Annotated in this window: 22 protein-coding genes; 15 read left to right on the top strand and 7 right to left on the bottom strand. The window is 64.7% G+C overall.

Going from position 1 to position 26,216, the window contains the following annotated elements:
- Positions 1–534: 534 nt before the first annotated feature.
- Positions 535–1,383 carry a helix-turn-helix domain-containing protein gene (locus Q1Y33_RS02970; protein ID WP_300798116.1) on the top strand — a complete coding sequence of 283 codons (849 nt, stop codon included), beginning with the start codon at positions 535–537 and terminating at the stop codon, positions 1,381–1,383.
- 95 nt (positions 1,384–1,478) lie between these two features.
- Here the strand turns inward: Q1Y33_RS02970 and der are convergent, their stop codons facing one another.
- Both der and Q1Y33_RS02960 read right to left on the bottom strand, forming a co-directional pair.
- Positions 1,479–2,786: a ribosome biogenesis GTPase Der gene (der, locus tag Q1Y33_RS02965; RefSeq protein ID WP_300798123.1), complete on the bottom strand. Its 1,308-nt coding sequence runs from the start codon at positions 2,784–2,786 to the stop codon at positions 1,479–1,481.
- Positions 2,787–2,980: 194 nt separating this feature from the next.
- The gene (locus tag Q1Y33_RS02960; RefSeq protein WP_300798114.1) at positions 2,981–5,080 is read right to left on the bottom strand and encodes a cation:proton antiporter; all 2,100 of its coding nucleotides are present in this window, start codon (positions 5,078–5,080) and stop codon (positions 2,981–2,983) included.
- 153 nt (positions 5,081–5,233) lie between these two features.
- On the opposite strand from Q1Y33_RS02960, the gene Q1Y33_RS02955 reads away from it, so the two are divergent.
- The 8 genes from Q1Y33_RS02955 to uxuA all read left to right on the top strand — a co-directional run bounded on the left by Q1Y33_RS02955 (position 5,234) and on the right by uxuA (position 14,036).
- Entirely contained in the window at positions 5,234–6,385 is a 1,152-nt protein-coding gene (locus tag Q1Y33_RS02955) for an MFS transporter (protein WP_300798112.1), read from the top strand.
- 26 nt (positions 6,386–6,411) lie between these two features.
- A complete protein-coding gene (locus Q1Y33_RS02950) occupies positions 6,412–7,005 on the top strand; it encodes a porin family protein (RefSeq protein WP_300798110.1) in 594 nt (197 codons plus the stop codon).
- A 3-nt stretch (positions 7,006–7,008) separates the two neighbouring features.
- Complete coding sequence (locus tag Q1Y33_RS02945; RefSeq protein WP_300798108.1) at positions 7,009–8,007, top strand: PhoH family protein; 999 nt, start codon at positions 7,009–7,011, stop codon at positions 8,005–8,007.
- Between the two features lie 2 nt (positions 8,008–8,009).
- Positions 8,010–9,464, top strand: a complete 1,455-nt coding sequence (locus Q1Y33_RS02940) for an aminoacyl-histidine dipeptidase (protein ID WP_300798106.1) — start codon at positions 8,010–8,012, stop codon at positions 9,462–9,464.
- A gap of 5 nt (positions 9,465–9,469) precedes the next feature.
- Positions 9,470–10,510, top strand: a complete 1,041-nt coding sequence (locus Q1Y33_RS02935; RefSeq protein ID WP_300798105.1) for a diacylglycerol kinase family protein — start codon at positions 9,470–9,472, stop codon at positions 10,508–10,510.
- A gap of 440 nt (positions 10,511–10,950) precedes the next feature.
- Positions 10,951–12,030, top strand: coding sequence for a LacI family DNA-binding transcriptional regulator (locus Q1Y33_RS02930; RefSeq protein ID WP_300798103.1), 1,080 nt, complete (start codon positions 10,951–10,953; stop codon positions 12,028–12,030).
- A 2-nt stretch (positions 12,031–12,032) separates the two neighbouring features.
- Positions 12,033–12,845 (top strand): SDR family oxidoreductase, encoded by an 813-nt coding sequence (locus tag Q1Y33_RS02925; protein ID WP_300798101.1) that lies wholly within the window; start codon positions 12,033–12,035, stop codon positions 12,843–12,845.
- A gap of 12 nt (positions 12,846–12,857) precedes the next feature.
- A complete protein-coding gene (gene uxuA / locus Q1Y33_RS02920) occupies positions 12,858–14,036 on the top strand; it encodes a mannonate dehydratase (RefSeq protein ID WP_300798099.1) in 1,179 nt (392 codons plus the stop codon).
- A gap of 80 nt (positions 14,037–14,116) precedes the next feature.
- Here the strand turns inward: uxuA and Q1Y33_RS02915 are convergent, their stop codons facing one another.
- Positions 14,117–14,689, bottom strand: coding sequence for a hypothetical protein (locus Q1Y33_RS02915; RefSeq protein ID WP_300798097.1), 573 nt, complete (start codon positions 14,687–14,689; stop codon positions 14,117–14,119).
- A 197-nt stretch (positions 14,690–14,886) separates the two neighbouring features.
- On the opposite strand from Q1Y33_RS02915, the gene Q1Y33_RS02910 reads away from it, so the two are divergent.
- Positions 14,887–15,270: an MmcQ/YjbR family DNA-binding protein gene (locus Q1Y33_RS02910; protein WP_300798095.1), complete on the top strand. Its 384-nt coding sequence runs from the start codon at positions 14,887–14,889 to the stop codon at positions 15,268–15,270.
- A gap of 106 nt (positions 15,271–15,376) precedes the next feature.
- Here the strand turns inward: Q1Y33_RS02910 and Q1Y33_RS02905 are convergent, their stop codons facing one another.
- The 4 genes from Q1Y33_RS02905 to ychF all read right to left on the bottom strand — a co-directional run bounded on the left by Q1Y33_RS02905 (position 15,377) and on the right by ychF (position 20,131).
- Positions 15,377–16,432: an aldose epimerase family protein gene (locus Q1Y33_RS02905; protein ID WP_300798093.1), complete on the bottom strand. Its 1,056-nt coding sequence runs from the start codon at positions 16,430–16,432 to the stop codon at positions 15,377–15,379.
- Position 16,433: 1 nt separating this feature from the next.
- Positions 16,434–17,975, bottom strand: coding sequence for a glutamate--tRNA ligase (gene gltX, locus Q1Y33_RS02900; RefSeq protein ID WP_300798091.1), 1,542 nt, complete (start codon positions 17,973–17,975; stop codon positions 16,434–16,436).
- A gap of 253 nt (positions 17,976–18,228) precedes the next feature.
- The gene (locus Q1Y33_RS02895) at positions 18,229–18,957 is read right to left on the bottom strand and encodes an SIMPL domain-containing protein (protein WP_300798089.1); all 729 of its coding nucleotides are present in this window, start codon (positions 18,955–18,957) and stop codon (positions 18,229–18,231) included.
- Between the two features lie 73 nt (positions 18,958–19,030).
- The gene (ychF, locus tag Q1Y33_RS02890) at positions 19,031–20,131 is read right to left on the bottom strand and encodes a redox-regulated ATPase YchF (protein WP_300798087.1); all 1,101 of its coding nucleotides are present in this window, start codon (positions 20,129–20,131) and stop codon (positions 19,031–19,033) included.
- A gap of 207 nt (positions 20,132–20,338) precedes the next feature.
- Here ychF and Q1Y33_RS02885 point away from each other — a divergent pair, with 207 nt between their 5' ends.
- The 5 genes from Q1Y33_RS02885 to Q1Y33_RS02865 are packed head-to-tail and all read left to right on the top strand — an operon-like array spanning position 20,339 to position 26,142.
- Positions 20,339–22,069, top strand: a complete 1,731-nt coding sequence (locus Q1Y33_RS02885; protein WP_300798085.1) for a hypothetical protein — start codon at positions 20,339–20,341, stop codon at positions 22,067–22,069.
- A 4-nt stretch (positions 22,070–22,073) separates the two neighbouring features.
- Positions 22,074–22,805, top strand: coding sequence for a 16S rRNA (cytidine(1402)-2'-O)-methyltransferase (gene rsmI / locus Q1Y33_RS02880; protein ID WP_300798082.1), 732 nt, complete (start codon positions 22,074–22,076; stop codon positions 22,803–22,805).
- Between the two features lie 17 nt (positions 22,806–22,822).
- The gene (locus Q1Y33_RS02875; protein WP_300798120.1) at positions 22,823–24,211 is read left to right on the top strand and encodes a DUF389 domain-containing protein; all 1,389 of its coding nucleotides are present in this window, start codon (positions 22,823–22,825) and stop codon (positions 24,209–24,211) included.
- Positions 24,212–24,224: 13 nt separating this feature from the next.
- Positions 24,225–25,145, top strand: a complete 921-nt coding sequence (locus tag Q1Y33_RS02870) for a lysophospholipid acyltransferase family protein (protein ID WP_300798080.1) — start codon at positions 24,225–24,227, stop codon at positions 25,143–25,145.
- On the top strand, positions 25,132–26,142 hold the full coding sequence (locus Q1Y33_RS02865; RefSeq protein ID WP_300798078.1) for a glycosyltransferase family 2 protein: 1,011 nt from the start codon (positions 25,132–25,134) through the stop codon (positions 26,140–26,142). The genes Q1Y33_RS02870 and Q1Y33_RS02865 overlap by 14 nt, the downstream gene beginning before the upstream one ends.
- The last annotated feature ends 74 nt before the right edge of the window (positions 26,143–26,216 follow it).

Genomic DNA, 26,216 nt, shown 5'->3' with positions numbered 1-26,216 from the left:
AGCCACGCCGGCCGCGCCACAGCCGGCTGCCGAACCGGCTTCTGCGGGGAATTCCGCGCCGGCATCCGCCGAGGCCGCGAATGCACCGGCCAAGCGCCGCCGCCATCGCGGGGGACGCCGTCATCGCCGCGGCGGTGACAAGTCCGGAACGCCGCAGTCCGGAGGTTCGCAGCCTGCGGGCGGCAGTTCGGAGCAGGCCTGACGTTGCCGCCTTCGGGGGCGGAAGTGGCCGCGTCGGGGCACGGACCGACCTGAAGAAGGCCGGAGGGGCCGGACGGAGAGGGCGGTCAAGTTCGGAGAAGTCCGGACAGGGACCGCGGCCGTGATGCGGTGCGCCGTGCGGTGGGACGGTTCCGTCCCGGGTCAGCGGCAGCCATTCCGACGGGGCAATACAATAACGGTTCAGACCGGAGGAGTTTCGGCTCTTCCGGTTTTTTATGGGCGGATGGCCGATGCTGTTCCGAAAAAACGGTGCGGCAGGCGGCATTTTGCCCGAATCGTGTTATCTTTGGGAGGAGAAAAAACCGCAGAATCATGGAACTGACTTTCCATACGCCGCTTCAGGGTCGGATTGTGCTGTGCGACTGCCTGCACGAGCGGGGCGTGACGGCGCGCCATGCCGATCTGTACAAGTTCCTCTGGGCGCGGCGCGGCGACCTCCAGCTGGAGGTGGACCATGTCCGCATGACGCTCCGCGAGGGGCAGCTCATGCCCCTTGCGCCGGTCCGCCGCATCGACAACCTGCAGCCCGCGGGCGAATACCTCGCCCTGCTTTTCGACAGCAACTTCTATTGCCTGTTCAGTCAGGAGAGCGAGGTCTCGTGCAGCGGGTTCCTCTTCAACGGCACGTCGGAGGTGATGTGCCTTGCGCCCGATGCCGCGCAGACGGAGGCGCTGGGGCAGGTCGTCGAGGCGCTGCGCCGTGAGTTCGAGGTGGAGGACGGCCTGCGCGAGGAGATGCTGCGCATGCAGCTCAGGCACTTCATCATCCTCTGCACGCGCATCGCCCGGGGCATGTTCCCCGACGGCGGCGACCGCGAGGGGCTTTTCGACACCGTGCGGCAGTATTACCTGCTGGTGGACCGCCATTTCCGCACGCACAAACGCGTGCAGGAGTATGCCGCGATGCTGCACCGATCGCCCAAGACGCTCACGAACCTCTTTGCCGCGTCCGGCCGCCCCTCACCGCTGGAGGTGATCCACGACCGCATCAATGCCGAGGCGCGCCGGCTGTTGCTCTACACCTCGAAGCCCGCCAAGGAGATTGCCTACCTGCTGGGGTATGAGGATACGGCGGCCTTCAGCCGCTTTTTCACGAAGATGAACGGCGAGAGCATCACCGCCTTCCGCCAGCGCGGAAAAAACAACGGGGAGACGGTCTGAAGCCTCTCCCCGTTTTCGTGTGGTGTCCGGAAAATGTCCCGTTCCCTCCGGTCCTTTACCTTTTACTTTTCACTTTTTACTTTTCACCTTATTTCTTATTTCTGGCGGAAGTAGATCTGCATCGGCACGCCCGAAAAGTCCCAGTGGTCGCGGATGTTGTTCTCGAGGAAGCGGCGGTAGGGCTCCTTGATGTACTGGGGCAGGTTGACGAAGAAGGCGAACTGCGGCGTCGGCGTCGGCAGCTGCGTCACGTACTTGATGCGGATGTACTTGCCCTTGGTGGCGGGGGGCGGGTAGTTCTCGATGAGCGGCAGCAGGTAGTCGTTCAGCTCCGAGGTCGAGATGCGGCGCTTGCGCGACTGGTAGACGCGGATGGCCGTCTGCAGCACCTCGAGGATGCGCTGCTTGTTGAGCACCGAGGTGAAGATGATCGGAATGTCGTTGAACGGCGCGAGCTTCTTTTTGAGAAACTCCGTCCACTCCTTCATCGTGTTGCTCTCCTTCTCGACGAGGTCCCACTTGTTGACCACGATGACGCACCCCTTGCGGTTGCGGACGATCAGGTTGTGGATGTTCAGGTCCTGCGACTCGAGCCCCTGCTGGGCGTCGAGCATCAGGATGCAGACATCCGAGCTCTCGATGGCGCGGATCGACCGCATCACGGAGTAGAACTCCAGGTCCTCCATCGTCTTGCCCTTCTTGCGCATGCCGGCCGTGTCGACCAGGTAGAAGTCCATGCCGAACTTGTTGTAGCGCGTGTGGATTGAGTCGCGCGTCGTGCCGGCAATCGAGGTCACGATGTTGCGCTCCTCGCCCAGCAGGGCATTGGTCATCGACGACTTGCCCACGTTGGGGCGCCCGACGATCGTGATACGCGGCAGGTTTTCCTCCTCTTCGGCCGCCGTATCGGCGGGCAGCGCCGCGAGGATAGCGTCCATCAGGTCGCCCGTGCCGCTTCCGGACATCGACGAGATGCAGTAGGGGTCGCCCAGCCCGAGGGCGTAAAATTCGTGCGAGGAGTAGATCTGGTCGTTGTTGTCGACCTTGTTGCAGACGAGGATCACCTTCTTCGAGGTGCGCCGCAGGATGTCGGCCATGAGCATGTCCAGGTCGGTGATGCCCGTCGTCACCTCCACGACGAAGAGGATCACGTCCGCCTCGTCGATGGCCAGCAGCACCTGGCGGCGGATTTCGTTTTCGAAAATGTCGTCCGAATTGACCGTGTAGCCGCCCGTGTCGATCACGGAGAACTCGCGGCCGTTCCAGTCGCTCTTGCCGTAGTGCCGGTCGCGCGTGGTGCCGGCCGTCGAATCGACAATGGCTTTGCGTTCGCCCACGAGCCGGTTGAAGAGGGTGCTCTTGCCGACGTTCGGGCGTCCTACGATTGCTACGAGACTCATAATTCCATCTATTTTGCGCAAAGATAGCGTAATTCCGCTTTCCGGAAAAATTTTTCCGTTTTTTTGCCTTCTGCGGTGCCTTGCTGCGGCTTCCGGTACGGGCGCCTTGCCGCCGCTTGCGGCACGGGCGCCGGGCGGGTTCCGGCAGGGTGCGCCGCACGGACAGGCTGCGGCGGGCGCGAAGGGACCGTTCCGGATTACAGATAGCGGTTGTCGGTGGTGCCCGCCTGCACGGGATAGAGCAGCACGAAGCTGTACCCGGCGAAGTGCTGCTCGAGGTAGAGCGGGATGCGGCTCATGGCCGGGTGGTACGACACGCGGTCGCGGCGGCTCATGACGAACCACAGGCAGTCGTCCTGCCGCAGGTCGTGCTCGAGCGACGGCAGGTCGTCCCACTGCTCGAAGACCACGAAGTCGATGTTCGCCGGGCGCTTGCGGCCGAACGTCCGCAGGTAGGGCATCGTGCTTTCGGGCGCGAAGACGATGACTTTGGCGCCCGAGTTGCGGGCCAGCTGGTGGATGCGGTCCATCCACATCTGGAACCCGGCCTCCTTCTCGGCCTTCTCGGGTACGACGATCAGGTGGCGCTTGACGGTCGGCAGCGGCTGTTCGGCATGGTAGAGATAGGTCGTGATGTTGCTGTGGCCCAGCACGTCGGCCGCCATGCGTCCGATGGCGGGACCCGCCGGAACGGGAATGCCGGCGATGCCCGGCACGGCGGGCGTCATGTGGTGCATGCCCATGACGATGTCGGTGATGTTGCGCTCGCGGGCCACGCTGACGATGGCGTTCGAGATGTTCACGTCGTAACGCAGCAGCGTTTGCAGGTAGATGTCGCTCCCGGCGGCGGCCGATGCCGCGGCGTCGAGAATCTTCCGGGCCCGTTTTTCGACGTTGGGGTCCTCGACCCGGTTGTCGATGGCGTTCAGGGCATAGAGCCCGTTGGGGCCCTTGGCCTTCTTGAGCATGATGCTCAAGGCGACGAGCTCCTCGGCCGAGCGTTCGTTGGCCACGGGAATGAGGATGTGCTCCTCCTGGCGGCGGGAGCGATCGTCGTCGTTCTCCTGCGCATTGCCCATGGCGATGTTGTGGGCGCCGCGCTGCGTGGCGAAGGTCGAAATCGTGCAGGTGGCCAGGATCATGAGGATCGTACCGTTGAGGACGCTCTCGTTCAGGAGCCGGATCGGCTCGCCCTCGGGCGTGTAGCCGAGGATGACGTTGTAGCCCACCATCACGGCGGCGAGCGTCGCGGCGACGTGCGCCGAGCTCAACCCGAAGATCACAGTGCGCTGGTCCTTCGACAGGCGGAAGGTCTTTTGCGTGAGGAAGGCGGCGATGTACTTGGCGGCCGTGATGAGCAGGATCATTACCGCGGCGACCTCGATGCTCTCCCAGTCGCGGAAGAAGGCGCGGTAGTCGATGAGCATGCCCACGCCGATCAGGAAGAAGGGGATGAAGATGGCGTGGCCGACGAACTCGATGCGGTTCATCAGGGGCGACGTGCGCGGGATGAGGCGGTTGAGGGCCAGGCCCGAGAGGAAGGCGCCGATGATGGGTTCGAGACCGGCCAACTGGGCGAGGTAGGCGCCCAGGAAGACCAGCGCCAGCACGAAGATGTATTGCGAGATGCTGTCGCTGACGTGTTTGAAGAACCAGTGCGCCAGCAGCGGGAAGAGCACTGCGATGACGACGATGCAGAGCACGACCGAGAGGGCGAGCCGCCACCAGAAGTGGTCGTCGACGTTGCCCGTGGCCATGCCCACGACGATCGTGAGCAGCAGCAGGGCCAGCGTGTCGGTGATGACCGTGCCGCCCACGGAGATCGTGACGGACTTGTCGCGGGCGATGCCGAGTTTGCTGACGATGGGGTAGGCGATGAGCGTCTGCGAGGCGAAGAGCCCGGCGAGCAGGACCGACGAGTAGATCGGGAAGCCCAGCAGGTAGTGTCCGGCGAGGATGCCGAGCCCGAGCGGCACGCAGAAGGTGTAGAGACCGAATATGAGGCTGCGCCAGCTGTTGTGCTTGAAGTCGGCCATGTCCATGTCGAGCCCCGAGAGGAACATGATGTAGAGCAGTCCGGCCGTGCCCGAGAGGATGATGCTGCTGTCGCGCAGCACGAGGTTCAGTCCGTGGGGGCCGATCACCGCGCCGGCGATGATGAGCCCCAGCAGGTAGGGAATCTTGAGCTTGTTGAGGATGAGCGGCGCCGCGAGGATGATGACCAGGATGAGCAGGAACTTCAGGATCGGGTCCTCGATCGGCAGCGTCAGGTTTATGGATGTTGACAGAAACAGCATTGTGGAAACGCGATTGCAAGACAAATATAGGAAAATCTCCGGGCAAATCCAAATGCCCTTGCGCACGCTTTTTGCCTGCGGAGGGGAAAATATGACCCCGGGCGTGTCGTTTTTTCGAAAAAAAACGTAACTTTGAAAAATTGTATCCGTGTAATGACTGTGAAAAAAGTGGATGGACGAGTGCTCGGACCCGTGCTTGCGGGTTTCTTTATCATGGGCTTCTGCGATATCGTGGCGCCCATCACGGGCCGCATCGCATCCGAGTTTCCCGAAGAGCTGCAGGGGGCCGTCAGCTTCCTGCCGTCGATGGTTTTCCTGTGGTTTCTGATCCTCTCGACGCCGGTCGCCGCCCTGATGAACCGCATCGGGCGCCGCGCCACGGCGCTGTGGGGTTATCTGTTCACCTTCGCGGGGCTGCTGCTGCCCTATGCCGCGGGCCCCGGCTGCGGGCTGGGGTGGTATTTCGCCGGATTCGGCCTGCTCGGTATCGGCAATACGATCGTGCAGGTGGCCGTCAACCCGCTGCTGGCGACGATCGTTCCCGCGAAGCGGATGACCAGCTACCTGACCGTCGGACAGATCTTCCGCAATACGTCGCTGCTCCTGCTGGCGCCGATCGTCACGGCCCTTGTCGCCGCGACGGGCTCGTGGCGTCTGCTGCTGCCCATCTATGCCGCGCTCACGGTCGTGGGCGGCATCTGGCTCCGGATGACCCCGATCGCCGAACCGCCGCGCCGGGATCATACCGCCGGGCTGCACGACTGCTTCGCCCTGCTGCGCAACCGCCGCGTGTTGCTCTCGACACTCGGCGTGGCGTGCTTCATCGCCGCCGACGTGGGCATCGGCTTCCTCTCCGTGCGGCTGATCGACAACCCCGATTCGATCCTCACCACGACGGGCTTCTATGCCTGCCGCATCGTCGGTACGCTCGTCGGGGCATGGGTGCTCGTGCGCATCTCGGACGTGAAATACCTTGCGTGGAACATGGCCGGGGCGCTGGCGCTCTGCCTCGTGTTGCTCTTCGTGCGCAGCGAGGCGGCGGTCTATGCGGCCGTCGGGCTGCTCGGCTTCGGCATGGCGTGCGTCTTCGCCACCTTCTATGCCGTGGCGACGAAGGCCGAAGCGCAGCACGCCAACGAGGTGGCCGGCCTGATGATCATGGCCATCGCCGCCGGGGCTGTTTCGGGGCCCGTCTGCGGAGCGCTCATCCGCCTTTCGGGCAATCCCCACACGGGAATGCTCTACGTGGCCGTGCTGATCGGCTACATGTTGTGGGCCGCCTGCCGCCTGCAACGCAAAGACTGATTCGAAACCTCAAAAAAACCGAATTTATGCGTAAAATCATCACCATCGTACTTTTCGTCCTCTGTGCGCTGCCCGCCTCGGCGCAACTGCCCGGCCTGCGGCTGGAGTGGGGTGTGATCGGCGGTATCAACGTCCCGAACTTCTCGACCGACATGAGCCGTGCGGAGGTGCGGAGCAAAATGGGCTGGCAGGTCGGCATGGTCACCGCCCTGAAGGTCGGCATCATCGCCGTCGAACCGCAGATTCTCTATGTCCGCCAGGGGCTCCGCATCCGTCCCGAGGGCGGCGATGAACTGAACCTCAAGTCCAACTCGATCGACGTGCCGGTGCTGGTGTCGCTGCGGCTGCTCAGCCCCTTCCGGGTCTATGCGGGTCCGGTCTTCACGGTGATGAACGACTGCAAGCAGAAGACGGGCGGCGACCTGATCGACTTCGGCCGCGTGCGTCCCTCGCTCTCCTATACGGTGGGTGCGGGCGTGGCGCTGCTGCGCCACCTGCTCGTGGATGTGCGTTTCAACGGACAGTTCCGGGCCAAGCACGACGTCGTGCTGCCCGACGGACGCAAGCTCGACAAGCTCCGCTCGTACAACGTCGCACTCTCCTTCGGATACCTCTTTTAGATCATGACGGAAGCAGTCGGCAAGGAAATTCTTATCGAAGGGGTCGATCCCCGCGAACTCTACGGGCCGCAGGACGCCTATCTCGAGCAGATACGGTCGTTTTTCCCGACGCTGAAGATCGTCGCGCGCGGCTCGACGCTCAAGGCGCTGGGCCCGGAGGCCGAGACGCAGCTCTTCGCGCGCCGCATGGAGGGGCTCGTGGCCTATTACATAAAGTACGGACACATCTCCTCGCAGGTCGTCGACCAGTGTTTCGCCGGGAGTACGGCCCTTGCGGAGGCGCCGGTCGACAAGGACGTGATCGTCTACGGCAACAACGGCAACATCATCCGCGCCCGCACGGTCAACCAGCAGCGCCTCGTGCGCCTGTACGAGCGCAACGACCTGCTCTTCGCCGTGGGACCCGCCGGCTCGGGCAAGACCTATACGGCCATCGCGCTGGCGGTCCGCGCCCTGAAGGAGCGGCAGGTGCGGCGCATCATCCTCACGCGCCCGGCCGTCGAGGCGGGCGAGAAGCTGGGCTTCCTGCCCGGCGACATGAAGGAGAAGCTCGACCCCTACCTGCAGCCGCTGTACGATGCGCTCAACGACATGATCCCGCCGGCCCGGCTGGTGAAGTACATGGAGGAGGGGACCGTGCAGATCGCCCCGCTGGCCTACATGCGCGGCCGCACGCTCGACAACGCCTTCGTCATCCTGGACGAGGCGCAGAACACGACCCTCTCGCAGATCAAGATGTTTCTCACGCGCATGGGCCGCAACGCGCGCTTCATCGTCACGGGCGACGTCACGCAGGTCGACCTGCCGCGCAAGGCGGACAGCGGACTGGTAAGGGCGATGGAGCTGCTGCGCGGGGTCGACGGCATCGGCATCGTGGAGTTTGACCGTCGCGACATCGTGCGCCACCCGCTCGTGAAACACATCGTCGAGGCCTTCGAGCATGCCGCCGGGGAGCCTGCGGCGTCGGAAAATGATGAAATACGGAACCTTAAAAAAGAATAGACATGGACAGAAACTTAACGGCGCTCAAGCCGGCGCTCGTCTGGAAACACTTTGCCGAAATCGTGCGGATCCCGCGCCCCTCGCACCATGAGGAGCAGATTCGCCGTTACATCCTCGACTTCGCCCGCGCGAAGGGGCTGGAGTGCCGCGAGGACGGGGCGCACAACGTCTACGTGCGCAAACCGGCCACGAAGGGCATGGAGGGCCGCAAGGGCGTGATCCTGCAGGCGCACCTCGACATGGTGCCGCAGAAGAACAACGACAAGGTCTTCGACTTCGAAAAGGACCCGATCGACGCCTACATCGACGGCGGGTGGGTGACGGCCGACGGCACGACGCTCGGGGCCGACAACGGCATCGGTGCAGCGGCGATCCTCGCCGTGCTCGAGGACGACACGCTCGAGCACGGTCCGCTGGAGGCGCTCTTCACCGCCACGGAGGAGACCGGCATGGACGGCGCCTTCGGCCTGAAGGCGGGGCTACTGCAGGGCGACATCCTGCTGAACCTCGATTCCGAGACCGAGGGCGAACTCTACGTGGGCTGCGCGGGCGGTCTCGACGTCAACATCGCCTTCCCGTACACTCCGGTTTCCACGCCCGACGACGGCCGTGCGGCCGTGCGCATCACGGTGCGGGGTCTCAAGGGCGGACACTCGGGCATCCAGATCGTTTGCCAGCGCGCCAACGCCAACAAGCTGCTCTTCCGCTTCCTGAATGCCTATCCCGAGCTGACGCTCTGCTCGGTCGACGGCGGCGGCCTGCGCAACGCCATTCCGCGCGAGGCCGAGGCAGTCGTGCTGGTCGATGCGGCCCGTTACGACGAACTGGTCGCTGCGCTGAAGGCCTACGAGCAGGTCGTGCGTGCGGAGTTCGCCGGCATCGAGGAGGGTATCTCGATCGGGGCGGCGCGCTGCGAGCGTCCCGTGCAGATGCTGCCCGCGGAGCTGGCGGTGAAACTCACGAAGTGCGTCGTGGCGTGCCCCGACGGCGTGCAGCGCATGTCGACGGCCATGCCGGGGCTGGTGCAGACCTCCTCGAACCTGGCGCGCGTCGTCTCGGACGGCAGCAGCGTAAAGCTGCAAAGCCTGCTGCGCAGCTCGGTCAACTCCGAGAAGGAGGCGCTCGGCGCGGCCTTTGAGGCGCTCTTCACGCTGGCGGGCGCCGAGGTCGAGCTCTCGGGCAGCTACAACGGCTGGAACCCCAACATGGAGTCGCCGATTCTGAAGGCCATGACCGCCTCCTATGAGCAGCTCTACGGCACGCGGCCCACCGTCACGGCGATTCATGCCGGTTTGGAGTGCGGCATCATCGGCAGCCAGTATCCGGCGCTGGACATGATTTCGTTCGGCCCGACGATCTGCTACCCCCACTCGCCCGACGAGAAGGTCGAGATTGCCTCGGTGGCGAAGTTCTACGACTTCCTGGTGCAGACGCTGCGTAACATTCCCGAAAAGTAGGCGCTGTGGAAAATCCCGGATCGAAATGGTTTGTCATCGTCAATCCCGTGGCCGGCGGCGGCCGCGGGCTTGACCATTTTCCGCAGGTCTCGAAACACCTGCGCGATGCCGGCATACCCTGCGAACCGGTCTTCACCGAGCACAAGTTCCACGCCACGGAGCTCACCGTCACGGCCGTCCGGCAGGGCTACCGCCGCATCATCGTTGTCGGCGGCGACGGCACGCTGCACGAGGTGGTCAACGGGCTGTTCATCCAGCAGGAGGTGCGCCCCGACGAGGTGCTGCTGGCCGTCGTGGCCGTCGGCACGGGCAACGACTGGGTGCGCACGTTCGGCATCTCGAACCGCTACCGCGACGCCGTGCGGGCCATCCGCGAGGGTTACTCCTTCCTGCAGGATGTCGGCGTGGTCTCCTACGAGGAGTCGCACTACCGTCAGAGCCGCTACATCGCTAATGTCGCGGGCGTGGGCTTCGACGCGCAGGTCATCCGCAAGCTCTCGCACCTGAAGAAGAAGGGCCACAAGAGCCGCTGGCGCTATACGTGGTGCCTGGTGAAGTCCTACTTCCGCTACAAGTCGACGGGTGTGAAGGTGTGGGTCGACGACCGGCTGGTCTACAACAACCTGCTCTTCTCGATCGCCATCGGCATCTGCAAGTTCAACGGCGGCGGCATGCAGCAGCTGCCCGAAGCCGTCGCGGACGACGGGCAGCTCGACCTGTCGCTCATCCGTCCGATCCACTTCTGGCACATCCTCTTCCGCTTCCGCTACCTCTTCAACGGCGGCATCTACCGCATCCGCCACATCCTGCAGGAGCGCGGCAGCCGCATCCGCATCGAATCCTCGCCCGAGGTCTCGGTCGAGGCCGACGGCGAGCTGCTGGGCGAGACGCCGCTGGAATTTTCGGTGCTCCACAAGGCGATCCGCATCGTCGTGGCGCGCGAGTTCTACGAGCGGCATGCTGCGGAGCAGTGTGCGGGCGGGGCTGCGCAGGCCGTGGCCCCCGCACGAAGGGACGGGCGGAAGGCAAAAGGTGCGTCCGAATAGCGAGCTGCTGTCCGGGGCGCGAAACTCCCTCCGGGATTGCCGGGACCTTCGTCCGGAGGCATAGGGGCGCCCGGCTTTTCAGGCGGTCGGATGGAAGTGCCGAATTCCGGGTCCGAACAATCCGTTTCCGCGGCTGTGCGGAAAAGTTAGGCATGAAAAGAGAAGCTTCAGCTTCTCTTTTTTTGTGAAAAAATAAAGATGTGTGCGCACACACTTGGTTTTTTGAAAATAATTGCATAGTTTTGCAGTGCGCATTCGGAGATCGAAGGCCGGGCTTCGACAAAGGCGGGTCGGCTCCCGTCTTCAGGATGCGGCGGGGTAGGGTCGGGCCGATCCGGCGCTCCCCGGTATGGGCCGGTTTCCGTGCGGGCGTCGAAACGCCAGGCACGCGGCGCCGGCGGACAGCAACACGGACGTATTCGGCAAAACCCGACTGTACGATGGACGACAAACCGCATATCCCTTCCAACATCCGCATCGTGGACATCGCCCGCATGGCGGGGGTCTCCGTGGCGACGGTCGACCGCGTGATTCACAACCGCGGCAAGGTCTCGGCCGCGAACCTCGCCCGCATCAACGAGGTGCTCCGCGAGGTCGACTACCGGCCCAACCTGCTTGCGCGTTCGCTGGCATCGGGCCGGCGGCAGACGCTCTGGGTCGTCATCCCCGAATTCTCGGAGGGCGACTACTGGGCCGATGTCGAGCAGGGGGTGCAGCGGGCCGCCGCCGAGGCCGCCCGCTACAACTTCGAGCTGCGCGAATGCCGCTTCGACCAGTACGACAGGGCTTCGTTCGGCGAGGTTGTCGCCACGCTCCGCACCGAAGCGGTCGACGGCGTGGTGATCGCCACGCTCTTCGCGGAGCAGGTCGTGCCCCTGACGCGCGAGCTCGACGCACGCGGCATTCCCTATGTCTTCGTCGACTCGGATATCCCCGAGTGCAACCGGTTGGCCTATTTCGGCACCGCGTCGTCGGACGCGGGGGCCGTGGCGGCGCGGCTGCTGACCGACCGCATCCCCGCGGATGCCGACATCGTCGTGGGCAGCGTCGTGCATGCGGGCGACGGCGGCTCGAACCAGTGCCGCTACCGCGAGCGGGGCTTCCGCGACTACCTCGCCGCGGCGGGATTCCGGGGGCGGCTGCTTGATGTGCGGCTGCGCATCCGCGACGAGGAGTACAACCGCCAGCAGCTCGATGCGCTGTTCGGGGAGAATCCCCGCATCGCCGGGGCCGTGACCTTCAATTCGACGTGCCACCTGCTGGGCGGCTACCTCGCGGCGAGCGGGCGGTGCGACGTGCGGCTGGTGGGCTACGACGTCATCCCGCGCAACGAGGAGATGCTGCGCCGGGGCGTCGTCACGGCGCTGATCGCCCAGCGTCCCGAGGCGCAGGGCTACTATGCCGTGCGGGCCTTGTACGAGCACCTCACGGGCGTCTCGCGGGTCGAGCAGGTCAACAACATGCCCATCGACATCCTGCTCAGGGAGAACATCGGCTATTACAGAACCAACATATATTAACCATGAAAAATCTGTTTGACATTCGGGACCGGGTTGTCGTCGTAACGGGCGGCGCCGGCATTCTGGGGCGTTCGATCTGCCGCTATCTGGCAGAACAGGGCGCGCGCGTGGTCATCTTGGACCGCGATGAAAAGGCGGGCGAGGAGCTTGTGGCTTCGATCCGCGAAGCGGGCGGCGAGGCGATGTTCCTCGTGACCGACGTGCTCAACCGCGACGTGCTCGTCTCGAACCGCGAGACGATCCTGCGCGACTGGGGCCACATCGACGTGCTGCTCAATGCCGCGGGCGGCAACATGGGCGGCGCGACGATCGCCCCCGACAAGACGTTTCTCGATCTGGAGATCGACGCCTTCCGGCGTGTCGTCGATCTCAACCTCTTCGGTACGGTGCTGCCGACGACCGTCTTCGGCGAGGCCATGACGGCCCGCAGGAAGGGTGTGATCGTCAACTTCTGCTCCGAGTCGGCGCTGCGTCCGCTGACCCGCGTGGTGGGCTACGGCGCCGCGAAGGCCGCCATCGGCAACTACACGAAGTACATGGCCGCCGAACTGGCCATGAAGTTCAGCCCCGAGATGCGCGTGAACGCCATCGTCCCGGGCTTCCTGCTCACGAACCAGAACCGGGCGCTGCTGACCAATCCCGACGGCTCCTACACGGACCGTGCGCGGACGATCATCGCCCACACGCCCGCGGGCCGCTTCGCCGAGCCCGAGGAGCTGCTCGGTACGATCCACTACCTGATCAGCGACGCCTCGTCGTTCGTGACGGGGGCGCTGGCCGTCGTCGACGGCGGTTTCGACGCCTTCTCCATCTAAAACGCACGGACCATGTATCTTTGCAAGCAATCCTGGCGGTGGTACGGACCCAACGACCCCGTCACGCTGGAGGACATCCGGCAGGCCGGCGCCACGGACATCGTGACGGCGCTGCACCACATTCCCAACGGTGAGGTGTGGAGCATCGAGGAGATCCGCCGCCGGCAGCAGACGGTCGCCGATGCGGGCCTCGTCTGGTCGGTCGTCGAGAGTGTCCCCGTGCATGAGCACATGAAGACCCGCACGGGCGACTTCCGGCGCTATATCGAGAACTACAAGCAGTCGATCCGCAACCTCGCGGCATGCGGCATCCGCGTCATCACCTACAACTTCATGCCGGTGCTGGACTGGACGCGCACGAACCTCGCCTACGAGCTGCCCGACGGCTCGCGGGCTCTGCGCTTCGAGCGGGCGGCCTTCATGGCCTTCGACCTCTACATCCTGAAGCGCCCCAGCGCCGGGCGCGAGTACACCGAGGCGGAGCAGGCCGTGGCGCGCGCCCGCTATGAGCGGATGGACGACGCCGAGAAGGAGCTCATCACGCGCAACATGATCGCCGGGCTGCCCGGCTCGGAGGAGAGCTTCACGCTCGAGCAGTTCCAGCACGAACTGGACCGCTACCGCGACGTCGATGCCGAGACGCTGCGCGGCAACCTGATCGCCTTCCTGCGCGAGATCGCCCCCGTGGCTGACGAGGTCGGTGCCGTGCTGGCGATCCATCCCGACGATCCGCCCTATCCGATCCTCGGCCTGCCGCGCATCATGTCCACCGAGGAGGATTTCCGGCGGCTGGTCGAGGCCGTGCCCAACCCCTCAAACGGACTGTGCCTCTGCACGGGTTCGCTCGGCGTCTCGGCGGCGAACGACCTGTCGGGGATGATGCGCCGCTGGGGCGACCGCGTCAATTTCGTACACCTGCGCTCCACGCAGCGCGATGCCGAGGGCAACTTCTACGAGGCGAACCACCTCGAGGGCGATGTGCCGATGTACGAGGTGATGAAGGCCTTTCTGGAGGTGCAGCAGCGGCGTAAGGTCTCGATTCCGATGCGGCCGGACCACGGGCACCAGATGATCGACGACCTGAAGAAGCGCACCAACCCCGGCTATTCGTGCCTGGGCCGTCTGCGCGGCCTGGCCGAGTTGCGCGGCCTGGAGCTGGGCATCGCCCGGTCGCTCTTTGCCGACAAGTGATCCGGTGCATACGCAAAATGCGGAGGTGCCGTCAAATGGACGGCACCCCCGCTTGTCTTTATGGCGGGAAGAGGCGCGGATCAGTCCTCCTCGATGATGTCGACCTCCGTTACGACCCATCCGAAGAGGTCGTTGGCGCACTGGGTCTCCAGCTGGCGGAGTTGCGAGAGGTCGGTCGTGTCGGCCAGGATGGCGTTGAAGAACTGCATGGTCGAGGCGTAGGTGTCGTTGACCTTGCCCGCCAGGCAGTTGTAGAAGGCGTGCTGCTGCCCGAGGTCGAGCCCTTCGGGCAGAACCCCCTCGGCCACGAGGTAGTCGTAGGGGAAGATGTGGCGCATGTTGCGGGCGTCGGCGTCGAGCTCTTCGACGATCGTCGTCACGACGACCATGTCGACCGTGTCGTTCACGCCCTCCATCTCGATGAAGGTCGTGTAGACGGGGTAGCTGCCTTCGAGCGTGTTGGCCACCTCGTCGGTGAAGAGCACGAATTCAGGGTCGGTCAGGTCTTCGAGATAGACCATCTTCCGGTAGTCGCGCAGCGCTTCGCGCATGGCCTTGCGCTGTTCGTGGTTCCACTTTTGCTGCTGTGTGCAGCCGACGAATGCCGCGGCGAAGAGCGCCAGCACGGGGACGATGAGGAGAAATTTTTTCATGTTTTGCTGATTTTTGGTTTTACCTGCTCTCCTCGTTGCAAATGCCGTACCAACGTGACGGGCCGCAGCGGTTGGGCCGTGACAGGCCGATGAGGGGTCGATGACGGCCGCTTGCGGCGGCAGGCGGTTGCCGAAATGCCGTGCTGCGGCGGGATGTAACGGAAAAATGGCTATCTTTACGCAAAAACAGATTCCGTATGGATGTGCTGACGTTCCGTGACTACTGCCTGTCGCTGCCCCTGACCGAGGAGTGTACGCCCTTCGACGAGACGACGCTGGTCTACAAGATCGGCGGCAGGATGTATGCCTGCGCCGACATGGTCGAATTCGGCTGGGTCGCCGTGAAGTGCGATCCCGACGAGGCGCTGCTGCTGCGCGAGCGCCATCCCGAGATCACGACGGCGCCCCACTTCAACAAGCGCCACTGGAATGCCGTGCCGACGGCCTCCGACCTGCCCGACGCCTTCATCCGCGAGCAGATACGCCGCTCGTACCTGCTGGTTGTCCGGCAGAACGTCACGCCCCGGGCGCGCCGCGAGGAGATCCTCGCATACATCTCCGCCCACGGACTGCCCGAATGACCGCCGGTCCGCCGTGGCCACAACGCAGCAGAGCCGGATAAAACATGCGGGACCGGAACACTGATTCCGGCCCCGCATACGTAGGGTTGTTTTTCTTCTTCCGGTGTCAGCAGACGCCGAAGCGGAAGACGATTTTCTGGCAGTAGAGCTCGCCCGGGCGGAGCAGCGGCGACGGGAAATCGGGGTGGTTCACCGCGTCGGGGAAGTTCTGGCACTCGATGGCCACGCCGGCGTAGTCGGCGTAGCGGCCGCCCGACTTCGTCTCGGGGCATCCGCCCGCAAGCCAGTTGCCCGTGTAGACCATCACACTCGGCTGCGAGGAGAGGATGTCGACCTTGCGGCCCGACTGCGGGTCGCGCAGCGTGCCCACCTCGCCCAGAATGTCGGGCTGCCAGCCGTCGATGACGAACGGATGGTCGTAGCCCTTGAAGTCGCGGATGTGGTTGAACTCCGCGTCGATGCCCGGGCGGAACGTGCGGAACTCTCGGAAGTCCTGCGGCGTGCCGGCCACGTCGAGCCGCCGGCCCGTGGGAATCTGCCACTGGTTCATCTCGAGGGCCTGCGAGGCGTTCAGGCGCAGCTCGTGGTCGAGCACCGAACCGCTCGCCTCGCCCGCGAGGTTGAAGTAGACGTGGTTCGTGAGGTTCACGACCGTCGTCCGGTCGGTCCGGGCCAGGTAGGTGATCTCCACGGCGTTGTCGTCGTCGAAGTCGAAGACCGCCTCGACGTTCAGCTCACCCGGGTAGCCCTGGTCGCCGTCCTCCGAGAGGAGCGACATCACCACGCGGTTGGTCTCCACGCGGCTCTCCCAGACGCGGTTGGCAAAGTTCTTCGTCCCGCCGTGCAGGTGGTTGCGGCCGTTGTTGATCTCCAGCGCATAGGTCTCGCCGTCGATCGTCATGCGCCCCTCCGCAATGCGGTTGGCGCAGCGGCCCACGCTCTTGCCCGCGGCGGCCCCGTCGTAGAAGTAGCCCTCGGGATGCTTGTAGCCCAGCACCACGTCGGCCATGCGGCCCTCGCGGTCGGGCATCGTGAGGGAGACGATCGCGGCGCCGAAGTTCGAGAGGCGCAGCTGCGCCCCCTGCCCGTTGGTCAGCGTGTAGAGGATGATTGCCTCGCCCTCCGGGGTCATGCCCCAGACATGCTGTTCGATCGTTACCATGCTACTCCGCATCCGCGGGTTTGAGGTTTGCGAGCAGGTTGTCGATGCGGCGCAGCGTCTCCTCCTTGCCGATGAATGCCGTCACGTCGTACATGCCCGGGCCCTTGCCGGCGCCCACGAGCGCCAGGCGCAGCGTGTTCATCACCTGCCCCATGCCGTAGCCCTTCTCCTCGATCCAGGCGTGGACGATGCGCTCGGTGTTCTCGAGCGAGAAGTCGTCGATCCCCTCCAGCACGGAGCGCAGCTCGCGCAGGATGGCGGGGTTCTGCCCCTTCCAGTATTTGCGCGCCTGCTTCTCCTCGTACTCGGTCGGGGCGACAAAGAAGAACGACGTCAGGTCCCAGAGGTCGGTGACGAGCTGTGCGCGCTCCTTCATGATGCCTGCGGCGCGTCCGGCCACCTCGTCCGGCACCTCGATGCCGTGCTCGCGCAGGATCGGCTGGTAGACGGCGGCCAGCTCGGCGTCCGTCTTGCGGTGCATGTACTGGGCGTTGAACCAGCGGGCCTTGTCGGGCTGGAAGCGCGCGCCCGATTTCGAGACGCGCTCGAGCGAGAAGTGGTCGATGAGCTCCTGCATCGTGAAGAGCTCCTGCTCCGTGCCGGGGTTCCAGCCCAGCAGCGCCAGCATGTTGATGAATGCCTCGGGGAAGTAGCCGTCCTCGCGGTAGCCGCGGGCCGTCTCGCCCGTCGCCGGGCTCTTCCAGAAGAGCGGGAAGACCGGGAAGCCCATCTTGTCGCCGTCGCGCTTCGAGAGCTTGCCGCCGCCCGTGGGCTTCAGCAGCAGGGGCAGGTGGGCGAATGCGGGCTGCGAATCCTCCCAGCCGAAGGCCTTGTAGAGCAGGTAGTGCAGCGGCAGCGACGGCAGCCACTCCTCGCCGCGGATGACGTGCGAGACCTCCATCAGGTGGTCGTCGACGATGTTGGCGAGGTGGTATGTGGGCAGCGCGTCGGCCGACTTGTAGAGCACCTTGTCGTCGAGCGTCGAGGTGTTGACCTCGACGTGGCCGCGGATCAGGTCGTCCATTGCCACCACCTCGTTCTCGGGCATCTTGAAGCGGATGACCCACTGGTCGCCGCGGTCGATGCGTGCGCGCACCTCCTCGGCCGGCAGGGCCAGCGACGTGGCCAGCCGCCCGCGCACCGTGTAGTTGTAGGCGAAGGCCTCGCCGCGCGCCTCGGCCTCATGGCGCAGGGCATCGAGCTCCCCGGCCGTGTCGAAGGCGTAGTAGGCCCAGCCCGCCTCGACGAGCTGCAGGGCATATTTGAGGTAGATTTCGCGCCGCTCGCTCTGGCGGTAGGGGGCGTGGGGGCCGCCGACACCGACGCCTTCGTCGATCTCGATGCCGCACCATTTGAGCGACTGCATGATATACTCCTCGGCGCCCGGCACGAAGCGCTGCGAATCGGTATCCTCGATGCGGAGGATCATCGTGCCCTTGTGCTGGCGGGCGAAGAGGTAGTTGTAGAGTGCCGTGCGGACGCCGCCGATGTGCAGCGGTCCGGTGGGGCTGGGTGCGAAGCGCACCCGAACAGGTCTTTCCATATCGTGTTTTGAATATTGAATTTTCTTTTTCTGTTGCTCGGGGCTCTTTCTGCCGCCCGGGGTTTTTCTACTGCCAGGGCTATTTCTGCCGCCCGTGTCGCCGGACTGTCGGGTTTCTGCCGGGCGGTTCGGTTTTTGCCGGGTTGTCGGGTCCCTGCCGGGCTGTTTGGTTTTTGTCGGGTGGTTCGGTCCCTGCCGGGCGTTCCGGTCTTCACCGGACCTCGGGGCCGGACCTTCCGGCGGGGCCGTGCGGTTATTTGACCCGGTACTCGATGCGCATGGTGATGCGGGCCTTCTTCTGGCGCGACGAAGTGTTGAACGACCCGCCGGCCGAGAACTCCTCGTTGGTGTTGGCGCCCGTGATCTGGAAGACCCCCATACGTGCCGACGCCACGCGGCCGATCTTCGTCCCGGCGTTCGCGGCGATCTTCTCGGCCCGCATGCGGGCATCGGCCGAGGCGGTCTCGATGAGTCCCATCTTCACGTCATCGAGCTGCGTGTAGTAGTAGTCCGGGGCGTAGGCCTCGATCGAGACCCCCTGTGCGATGAGCGACGAGATCTCGCGCGAGACGCGCTCGACGGTCTCCACGTCGCGCGACTCCACGGTGAAGCGCTGCCGCAGCCCGTAGCCCGTGAAGCGCTGCCCGGCCCAGTTGCCGTTGGCGTTGTAGACGGGCGTGTAGAGCTTCTCGACGTTGACGAATTCGAAGACGACGGCCTCCTCGGGCACGCCCTTTTCGATGAGGTAGCGGCGCACCTTCTCCTTGTTGTCCTCGATGCGGGCGTAGCCCGTCGCGGCGTCCTGCGATTCGGCCGTGAGGGCCCCCGACCAGACGATCAGGTCCGACGTGAACTCCGTCTCGCCGAGCCCCGTCACGACGATCGTGTCCTGGGCGCGGAACTTGTAGGTGTAGGCGCGGCCGAGCACGACGGCGCAGACGATGGCCGCAAGGCCCAGAATGAGATACCTGCTGTTTTTCATATCCGTGGATTTTGGTGGTTGGTTGCCGTTGGTTACCCGTTGCCCGGGGTGTGTCCGCCTCTGCGGCCCGGGGTCAGACGTTGAACAGGAAGTGCATGATGTCGCCGTCCTGCACGACGTACTCCTTGCCCTCGATGCCGATCTTGCCGGCGTCGCGGCAGGCCTTTTCCGAGCCGAGCGTGACGTAGTCGTCGTACTTGATGACCTCGGCGCGGATGAAGCCCCGTTCGAAGTCCGTGTGGATGATGCCGGCCGTCTGCGGGGCCTTCATGCCGCGGACGTAGGTCCAGGCGCGGGTTTCGTCGGCACCGGTCGTGAAGAAGGTCTCGAGGTTGAGCAGCCTGTAGGCCGACTTGATCAGGCGCGCCACGCCCGACTCCTTGAGCCCGAGGTCCTCAAGGAACATCTGCCGCTCCTCGTAGCTCTCCAGCTCGGCGATGTCGGCCTCGGTGGCCGCCGCGATGACGAGCATCTCGGCCTTCTCGTCGGCGATCGCCGCACGCACGGCTTCGGTGTAGGCGTTGCCCGTTGCGGCGCTCTGCTCGTCGACGTTGCAGACGTAGAGCACCGGCTTGTCCGTCAGCAGGTTCAGGTCGGCGACCAGCTTGCGGTCCTCCTTCTCGAGCTCCACCGTGCGGGCGCTGCGCCCCTGCTCCAGCACGGACTTGTACTGCAACAGCAGCTCCACGGCCCGCCTGGCCTGCTTGTCGCCGCCCGACGTGGCCGCCTTCTGCGTCTTGGCCAGACGGTTCTCGACCGTCTCGAGGTCCTTGAGCTGCAGCTCCGTATCGATGATCTCCTTGTCGCGCACGGGGTCGATCGACCCGTCGACGTGCGTGATGTTGCCGTTGTCGAAGCAGCGCAGCACGTGGATGATGGCGTTCGTGTTGCGGATGTTGCCCAGGAACTTGTTGCCCAGCCCCTCGCCCTTCGAGGCGCCCTTGACCAGTCCTGCGATGTCGACGATCTCGATCGTCGTGGGGATCACGCGCTTGGGGTTGTCGATCTCGGCCAGGCGGATGAGCCGCTGGTCGGGCACGGTGATGACGCCCACGTTGGGCTCGATCGTGCAGAAGGGAAAGTTGGCCGCCTGGGCCTTTGCGTTGGAGAGGCAGTTGAAAAGCGTCGACTTGCCCACGTTGGGCAGGCCCACGATGCCGCATTGTAAAGCCATTCTTATCTCGTAATTAAATTATTCGTCGGATTGTCGTGCAAAGATACGAATTTTCTCGCTCCGCGTACCTTTCGCGTGCCGGAAAGCGGTCTTTTTCGCGCTTATTTCCTCCGGATCCGCCCCGAAGGGCGCCGAATGGAAATTATCGGGCGCTTTGTTTTGTCGTAAGGCGCTTTATTCGTATCTTTGGCTGCAAAAGTTGACACGATGATGGAGTTGAAAAGCCTTCGCACGGAACTGCACCGCCTGACCGCCCTCGTCGAGGGGTGGAGCGGGCCGGACGAAATACCTGCCGTCGAACGCGACCTGGCGCTCGAGAAGTTGCGGACGTTGTACGAGATGCTGCGCTTCGGCGGCGCGGCCCCCGCGGCGGACGGGGAGGCCGAACAGGTGCCCCTGCCCGTCGCAATCGATCTGGGTGAGATGCTCTCGCTCGGGGCGCTCTCCGACGAGGAGATTGCGGGCGACGAACCGCAGGCCGCGGACGACGAGCGGGAGGTTGCGGACACGCCCGGAGCCGGGGCGCCGGTGCCGGATGAGCCCTTCTCCGCAGAAACCGTTGCCGACGGACTGCCGCTGACAGCGACTGCCGGAGAATATCCCGGGGATGAACCCGTCGCCGAAGCCGTCGTTGCCGACGAACCTGTTGCGGATGAACCTGTTGCCGGAGAACCCGAGGCCGCATTTGCGGCGCCCGAAGCCGCGGCGTCGGAAGCCGCAGAGGAGGAGCCGGTTGCGGAGGAGATTCCCGATTGGAGTGAACCGGCTGTCCCGGTTGCCGATAAACCGGCAGCCCCGCTGGCCGGAGCGACCGCGGCGGAGTGCCCGGCTGCGGAAGGGGAGGAGAGCGGCAATCCGCAGATCGGGGAGCTGACCCTCGTGGACCTTGCCCCGGTCGAGGAAACGGCTGAAAAACCGGTGGCTGAAGAACCGATTGAAGAACCGGCGCCGGAACCTGCCGGTGAGCCGGAAGAGAACCCCGCTGCGGAACCGGTATCCGAGCCTGCCGCGGAGCTTCCGTCGGGGCCGGCCGAAGAGACTGTCCTGTCGGCGGCAGAACCGTCCGCTCCCGCCGAACCATCTGCTCCGGCAGAGCCTGCTGTTTCCGGCGCGGAGCATACTCCGGCTGTTGCGGGGCCGGCTGAAGAGCCCGCCGCATCATCCGAACCTGCCGCAGAGCATGTCTCGGCGCGGGCATCTTCCGCACGGGTGGCGCCGACGCTCTTCGGACTGGAGGAGCCGATCGTGCGGCACCGCCACAAGCAGCGCGTCATCATGTCGCTCTACGATTACGATACGACCTCGCAGTCCGCATCGCCCCGACCCGCACAGCCCGTCGTTCCGGAGCCCGCTCCGGCGCCTGCGGTCGAGGAGGCGCCGGCTGCACGGACGACGCCCGCGGATGCCGCGGCGGAGTCGGACGATGACGTCTTTTCCGTGGTGGATATCTCCGTGGCACCGGATACGCAGGCCGCGCCGGAAGCCGCATCCCCTGCGGCTGCACGGGAGCCCGAAAACGCCTCCGCCCCGAAGGCCGGAGAGCCGGAACCGGCGGCGGAGCCTGCCGGGGACGACTCGGCAGCTATCCCGACGCCGGAGAGCGCACCGCGCAGCGGCGCCGTGCTGGGCGAGGTCATCAACCACGACGTGCAGACGCTGGCCGACACGATTGCCCCGCCGCGCGACATCGCGTCGGAACTGCGCCGCAGCGAGCCCGTCACGGACCTGCGCCGGGCGATCGGCATCAACGACAAGTTCCTGATGATCCGTGACCTGTTCGGCGGCGACGGCGCCTCCTACGAGATTGCCATCCGGGCGCTCAACGCCTTCGACAACCTCGACGACTGCATGATTTACATTGCCGAGCACTACGCCTGGAATGCCAATTCGGACGGCGCAAAGCTCCTCATGGAGCTGCTCGAACGCAAATTCGCATAACTTCATGGCAAAACTCTATATCGTACCCACGCCCATCGGGAATCTGGACGACATCACCCTGCGGGCAATCAATGTCCTGCGTGAGGTGGACTTCATCCTGGCCGAGGATACGCGGACGACGTCGGTGCTGCTCCGCCACCTCGGCATCGAGAAGAAACTCTATTCGCACCACAAGTTCAACGAGCACGCCACGGTCCGCCTGGTCGCCGAGTCGATTGCCGCGGGCCGCAACGCCGCGCTGGTCTCGGACGCCGGAACCCCCGGCATCTCCGACCCGGGGTTCCTGCTCGTGCGCACGTGTGTGGAAGAGGGGATCGAGGTCGAGACGCTGCCCGGTGCCACGGCGCTGATTCCGGCGCTCGTGCAGAGCGGCTTCCCGTGCGACCGTTTCTGCTTCGAAGGCTTCCTGCCCCAGAAGAAGGGGCGTGCGGGCCGTCTGCAGGCCCTCTCGGACGAGGAGCGGACGATGGTCTTCTACGAGTCGCCCTACCGCGTGGTGAAGTGCCTCGAGCAGTTTGCCGAGACGTTCGGTGCGGACCGCCCCGTCTCGGTGTCGCGCGAGCTGACCAAGCATTTCGAGCAGACCGTGCGCGGCACGGTGGCCGAGGTGCTCGAACATTTCCGTCAGACGGAGCCCCGCGGGGAGTTTGTCCTCGTCGTGGCCGGGAAACCCCGCGCGAAGCGTCTTCGTGGCGGGTGCGATACGGAGGGTGAAACGATTTCTGAATCCGAATAAAAAACAACATGGAAGAGATGGAAAACAAACCTCAAACGAACGATACGGAACCGGCAAAAAGCGCCTTCTCGACCTGGATCGGCGAGGTGCGCGAGTTCCTCAAGGACCGGTTCAGCCTCGACGAGGATACGGCGCAGCGCGACGAGGTCGTGGCCTCGATTTCGAAAGGCGTCGAGTTCCGGGGCGTGAACCTCTGGGTGCTGATCTTCGCGGCGATGGTCGCGTCGCTGGGTCTGAACGTCAACTCGGCGGCCGTCATCATCGGCGCGATGTTGATCTCGCCGATCATGGGCCCGATCATGGGCGTCGGCCTTTCGCTGGGCATCAACGACTTCGACCTGCTGAAAAAGTCGCTGCGCAACTTCGCGCTGATGTTCATCGTGGCGATCATCACGGCGACGACCTACTTCTTCATCTCGCCCCTCTCGTCGAACAGCAGCGAGCTGCTGGCCCGCACCATGCCGACGACCTACGACCTGCTGATCGCCTTCTTCGGCGGTCTGGCGGGCATCGTGGCGCAGACGCGGCAGGACCGCACCTCGACCGTTATCCCGGGCGTGGCTATCGCCACGGCCCTCATGCCGCCGCTCTGCACGGCCGGCTTCGGCCTGGCGACGGGGCAGATACGCTTCTTCCTCGGGGCCTTCTACCTCTTCTTCATCAACTCGGTCTTCATCGCCCTGGCCACCTACCTCGTGGTGCGCTTCCTCAAGTACGAGAAAAAGGTCTTCATCGACAAGGTGCGCGAGCGCAACGTCAAGCGCCTGATGATGGCCATCACGCTCGTGACCTTCATCCCGAGCGTCATCATCGGTTTCCACATGGTCCGCGTGTCGCTTTTCGAGGCGACGGCCGACAAATACGTGGCGCAGGTCTTCAACTTCCCCAATACGCGCGTGATCGAGTGCAACAAGCACTATGCGCGCGGCAAGCACCCCTCGCAGATCGAGCTACTGCTGCTCGGCGAACCCCTCGACGACGAGGTGATCGAGAATGCCCGGGCGCAGCTGGCAGGCTTCGGGCTGGAGCGGGCCGAACTGGTCGTTCGGCAGGCCAATACGGCCGACCGCGTCGACGTGGCGTCGCTGCAGCAGAGCTATACGGAGCTGCTCGAGGAGAAGAACCGCCGCATCGGCGAGATGACGGCCCAGCTGCGCCGTTACCGCGTTACGGATGTCGAGGTGGACGACATTTCGCGCGAAGTGGGGGCCATGATGCCCGTCGTGCGGGCCATCTCGCTCACCAAGGGCGTGACGTTCGACGTCGGGGGAGAGCCCCTCGATACGACGCTCGTCTGCGTGGTGACGCCGCGCAACCCCGGCGACTCGATCGACCGCACGACGCTGGCGCAGTGGCTCCGCATCCGGACCAAGGTGGCGAATGTCAAGCTTTTCGTCGAACCCTGACCCCGCCGGACGCATGAGGAGCAATGAACTGAACGTCGCGCAGCGCGTATGGCTGGAGTGTCTGTGGCAGACATCGCGTCTGTTTGCCATGATGCCCTACTGGTTCAAGTACTACGTGGTCGAGAACCTGCTCTTCGTGCTGCTCTACTATTGCCTGCGCTACCGCATGAAGGTCGTGCGGCGCAACCTGCGCAACTCCTTCCCCGGGAAGAGCGAGAAGGAGCTCGCCGTGATCCGCCGCCGCTTCTACCGGACGCTGGCCGAGATATTCGTCGATACGATCAACATGGCCCACATGAGCGAGGAGAAGGCCCGCACGGTGCTCACCGTGAAGGATCTCGACGCACATTGCGCAGCCGTGCACGGACGCGACTGGATCGCCCTTTCGGCCCACTACGGCTGCTGGGAGTACAGCTCCTACTGGGGACTGTACGAACGTTCGCAGATGCTCGTGGCGGTCTACCATCCGCTGCGCAGCGCCGTGATGGAGGAACTCTACCAGCGGCTGCGCAATTCGGACTGTGCGATGACCGTCCCGATGAAGGACAGCCTGCGTTTCTACCTGCGCAACCGCGAGCGGGGCGTCGACGGCAAGAATCTTGTAATGGGTCTTATTGCCGACCAGAATCCGCCCAAGCGGCCCGACAGCCACTGGTTCCGTTTCCTGAATCAGGATACGATTTTCTTTGACGGCGGTGAGAAACTCGCGCTGCGCTGCCATCTGCCGGTCTTCTTCGTGCGGATGCGCCGCGTGCAGCGGGGCCGCTACGAGATGTCGTTCGAGCAGATTTATGACGGTGAGGAGGAGGTGGCCGCATACGAAATCACGGAGCGTTACGTTTATCGTCTGGAGGCGATGATCCGCGAACAGCCCGAACTGTGGATGTGGTCGCACCGCCGCTGGAAACACAAACGTCCGAATGTCAGTCGTTAAAATCGTCATACTCAACTGGAACGGAGCCGGCCACCTGCGCCGCTACCTGCCGAGCGTCGTGCAGACGGCGCCGTCGGGCGTGGAGGTCGTCGTCGCCGACAACGGATCGACCGACGACTCGCTGGCGCTGCTTGCCGCCGAGTTCCCGACGGTGCGCGTCGTGCGGCTGGACCGCAACTACGGCTTTGCCGGAGGCTACAACCGGGCGCTGGAGCAGATCGAGGCGGACTGCTATGTGCTGCTCAACTCCGATGTCGAGACCCCCGCGGGGTGGCTCGGGCCGCTGCTCGATACGCTGGAGCGCCATCCCGACGTCGCGGCCGTCGCCCCGACGCTTATCTCGTGGCTGGACCGCAGCCGCTTCGAATATGCCGGTGCGGCGGGCGGCTACATTGACTTTCTGGGCTATCCCTTCTGCCGGGGGCGCATCCTGCGCACGGTGGAGGAGGACCGGGGGCAGTACGACGATGCGCGCGACCTGTTCTGGGTGAGCGGCGCGGCCTTCTGTTGCCGGGCCGACGTCTTCCATGCGCTGGGGGGCTTCGACGACGACTTCTTCGCCCACATGGAGGAGATAGACCTCTGCTGGCGCATGCAGCTGGCGGGCTACCGCGTGCGGATCGTGCCCCAAAGCCGGGTCTACCACCTCGGCGGCGGCACGCTCCAGACCGACACCCCCTCCAAGGTCTTCTACAACCACCGCAACAACCTGGCGATGCTCTACAAGTGCTCGTCTCCGGGGCAGCGGGTGCTGGTGGCCCTCCTGCGTCCGGCGCTGGACCTCTTGGCGGCGCTGTCGTACCTCGTGCAGGGGCGTGCCGACAACTTCCGGGCCGTCTTCCGGGCATGGCGCGACTTCCTGCGCTGGCACGGGGCACTCTCCCGCAAGCGGCGGGCGATCCGCGGGGCCCGCAAGTCCGAATCCCGGTATATCTACCGCGGCTCGATCCTCCTGCGCTACCTGCTGGGCCGGCGGGTGTTCGGTGAGCTGATGTGATTTCCGGCTGCGGCGGCTTTTGCAGGAAAGGAACCCGATGTGCCGACAAGTAGAACAAGAAAGAGAGGAGTGCA

Source organism: uncultured Alistipes sp. (assembly GCF_949296715.1).
In the GTDB taxonomy this organism is placed as follows: domain Bacteria; phylum Bacteroidota; class Bacteroidia; order Bacteroidales; family Rikenellaceae; genus Alistipes.
The sequence above is the reverse complement of the archived record's forward strand: the minus strand, read 5'-3'. Positions and strand labels throughout refer to the sequence as shown.

Bases quoted from the DNA above. Each gene is read 5' to 3' on its own strand.
- uxuA (WP_300798099.1), top strand. From the start codon at position 12,858: ATGTATCTTTGCAAGCAATCCTGGCGGTGGTACGGACCCAACGACCCC.
- Q1Y33_RS02950 (WP_300798110.1), top strand. From the start codon at position 6,412: ATGCGTAAAATCATCACCATCGTACTTTTCGTCCTCTGTGCGCTGCCC.
- Q1Y33_RS02915 (WP_300798097.1), bottom strand. From the start codon at position 14,689: ATGAAAAAATTTCTCCTCATCGTCCCCGTGCTGGCGCTCTTCGCCGCG.
- Q1Y33_RS02870 (WP_300798080.1), top strand. From the start codon at position 24,225: ATGAGGAGCAATGAACTGAACGTCGCGCAGCGCGTATGGCTGGAGTGT.
- Q1Y33_RS02940 (WP_300798106.1), top strand. From the start codon at position 8,010: ATGGACAGAAACTTAACGGCGCTCAAGCCGGCGCTCGTCTGGAAACAC.
- Q1Y33_RS02905 (WP_300798093.1), bottom strand. From the start codon at position 16,432: ATGGTAACGATCGAACAGCATGTCTGGGGCATGACCCCGGAGGGCGAG.
- Q1Y33_RS02945 (WP_300798108.1), top strand. From the start codon at position 7,009: ATGACGGAAGCAGTCGGCAAGGAAATTCTTATCGAAGGGGTCGATCCC.
- Q1Y33_RS02930 (WP_300798103.1), top strand. From the start codon at position 10,951: ATGGACGACAAACCGCATATCCCTTCCAACATCCGCATCGTGGACATC.
- Q1Y33_RS02970 (WP_300798116.1), top strand. From the start codon at position 535: ATGGAACTGACTTTCCATACGCCGCTTCAGGGTCGGATTGTGCTGTGC.
- Q1Y33_RS02960 (WP_300798114.1), bottom strand. From the start codon at position 5,080: ATGCTGTTTCTGTCAACATCCATAAACCTGACGCTGCCGATCGAGGAC.
- Q1Y33_RS02865 (WP_300798078.1), top strand. From the start codon at position 25,132: ATGTCAGTCGTTAAAATCGTCATACTCAACTGGAACGGAGCCGGCCAC.
- gltX (WP_300798091.1), bottom strand. From the start codon at position 17,975: ATGGAAAGACCTGTTCGGGTGCGCTTCGCACCCAGCCCCACCGGACCG.
- Q1Y33_RS02885 (WP_300798085.1), top strand. From the start codon at position 20,339: ATGATGGAGTTGAAAAGCCTTCGCACGGAACTGCACCGCCTGACCGCC.
- Q1Y33_RS02955 (WP_300798112.1), top strand. From the start codon at position 5,234: ATGACTGTGAAAAAAGTGGATGGACGAGTGCTCGGACCCGTGCTTGCG.
- Q1Y33_RS02875 (WP_300798120.1), top strand. From the start codon at position 22,823: ATGGAAAACAAACCTCAAACGAACGATACGGAACCGGCAAAAAGCGCC.
- Q1Y33_RS02910 (WP_300798095.1), top strand. From the start codon at position 14,887: ATGGATGTGCTGACGTTCCGTGACTACTGCCTGTCGCTGCCCCTGACC.
- Q1Y33_RS02895 (WP_300798089.1), bottom strand. From the start codon at position 18,957: ATGAAAAACAGCAGGTATCTCATTCTGGGCCTTGCGGCCATCGTCTGC.
- rsmI (WP_300798082.1), top strand. From the start codon at position 22,074: ATGGCAAAACTCTATATCGTACCCACGCCCATCGGGAATCTGGACGAC.
- Q1Y33_RS02925 (WP_300798101.1), top strand. From the start codon at position 12,033: ATGAAAAATCTGTTTGACATTCGGGACCGGGTTGTCGTCGTAACGGGC.
- ychF (WP_300798087.1), bottom strand. From the start codon at position 20,131: ATGGCTTTACAATGCGGCATCGTGGGCCTGCCCAACGTGGGCAAGTCG.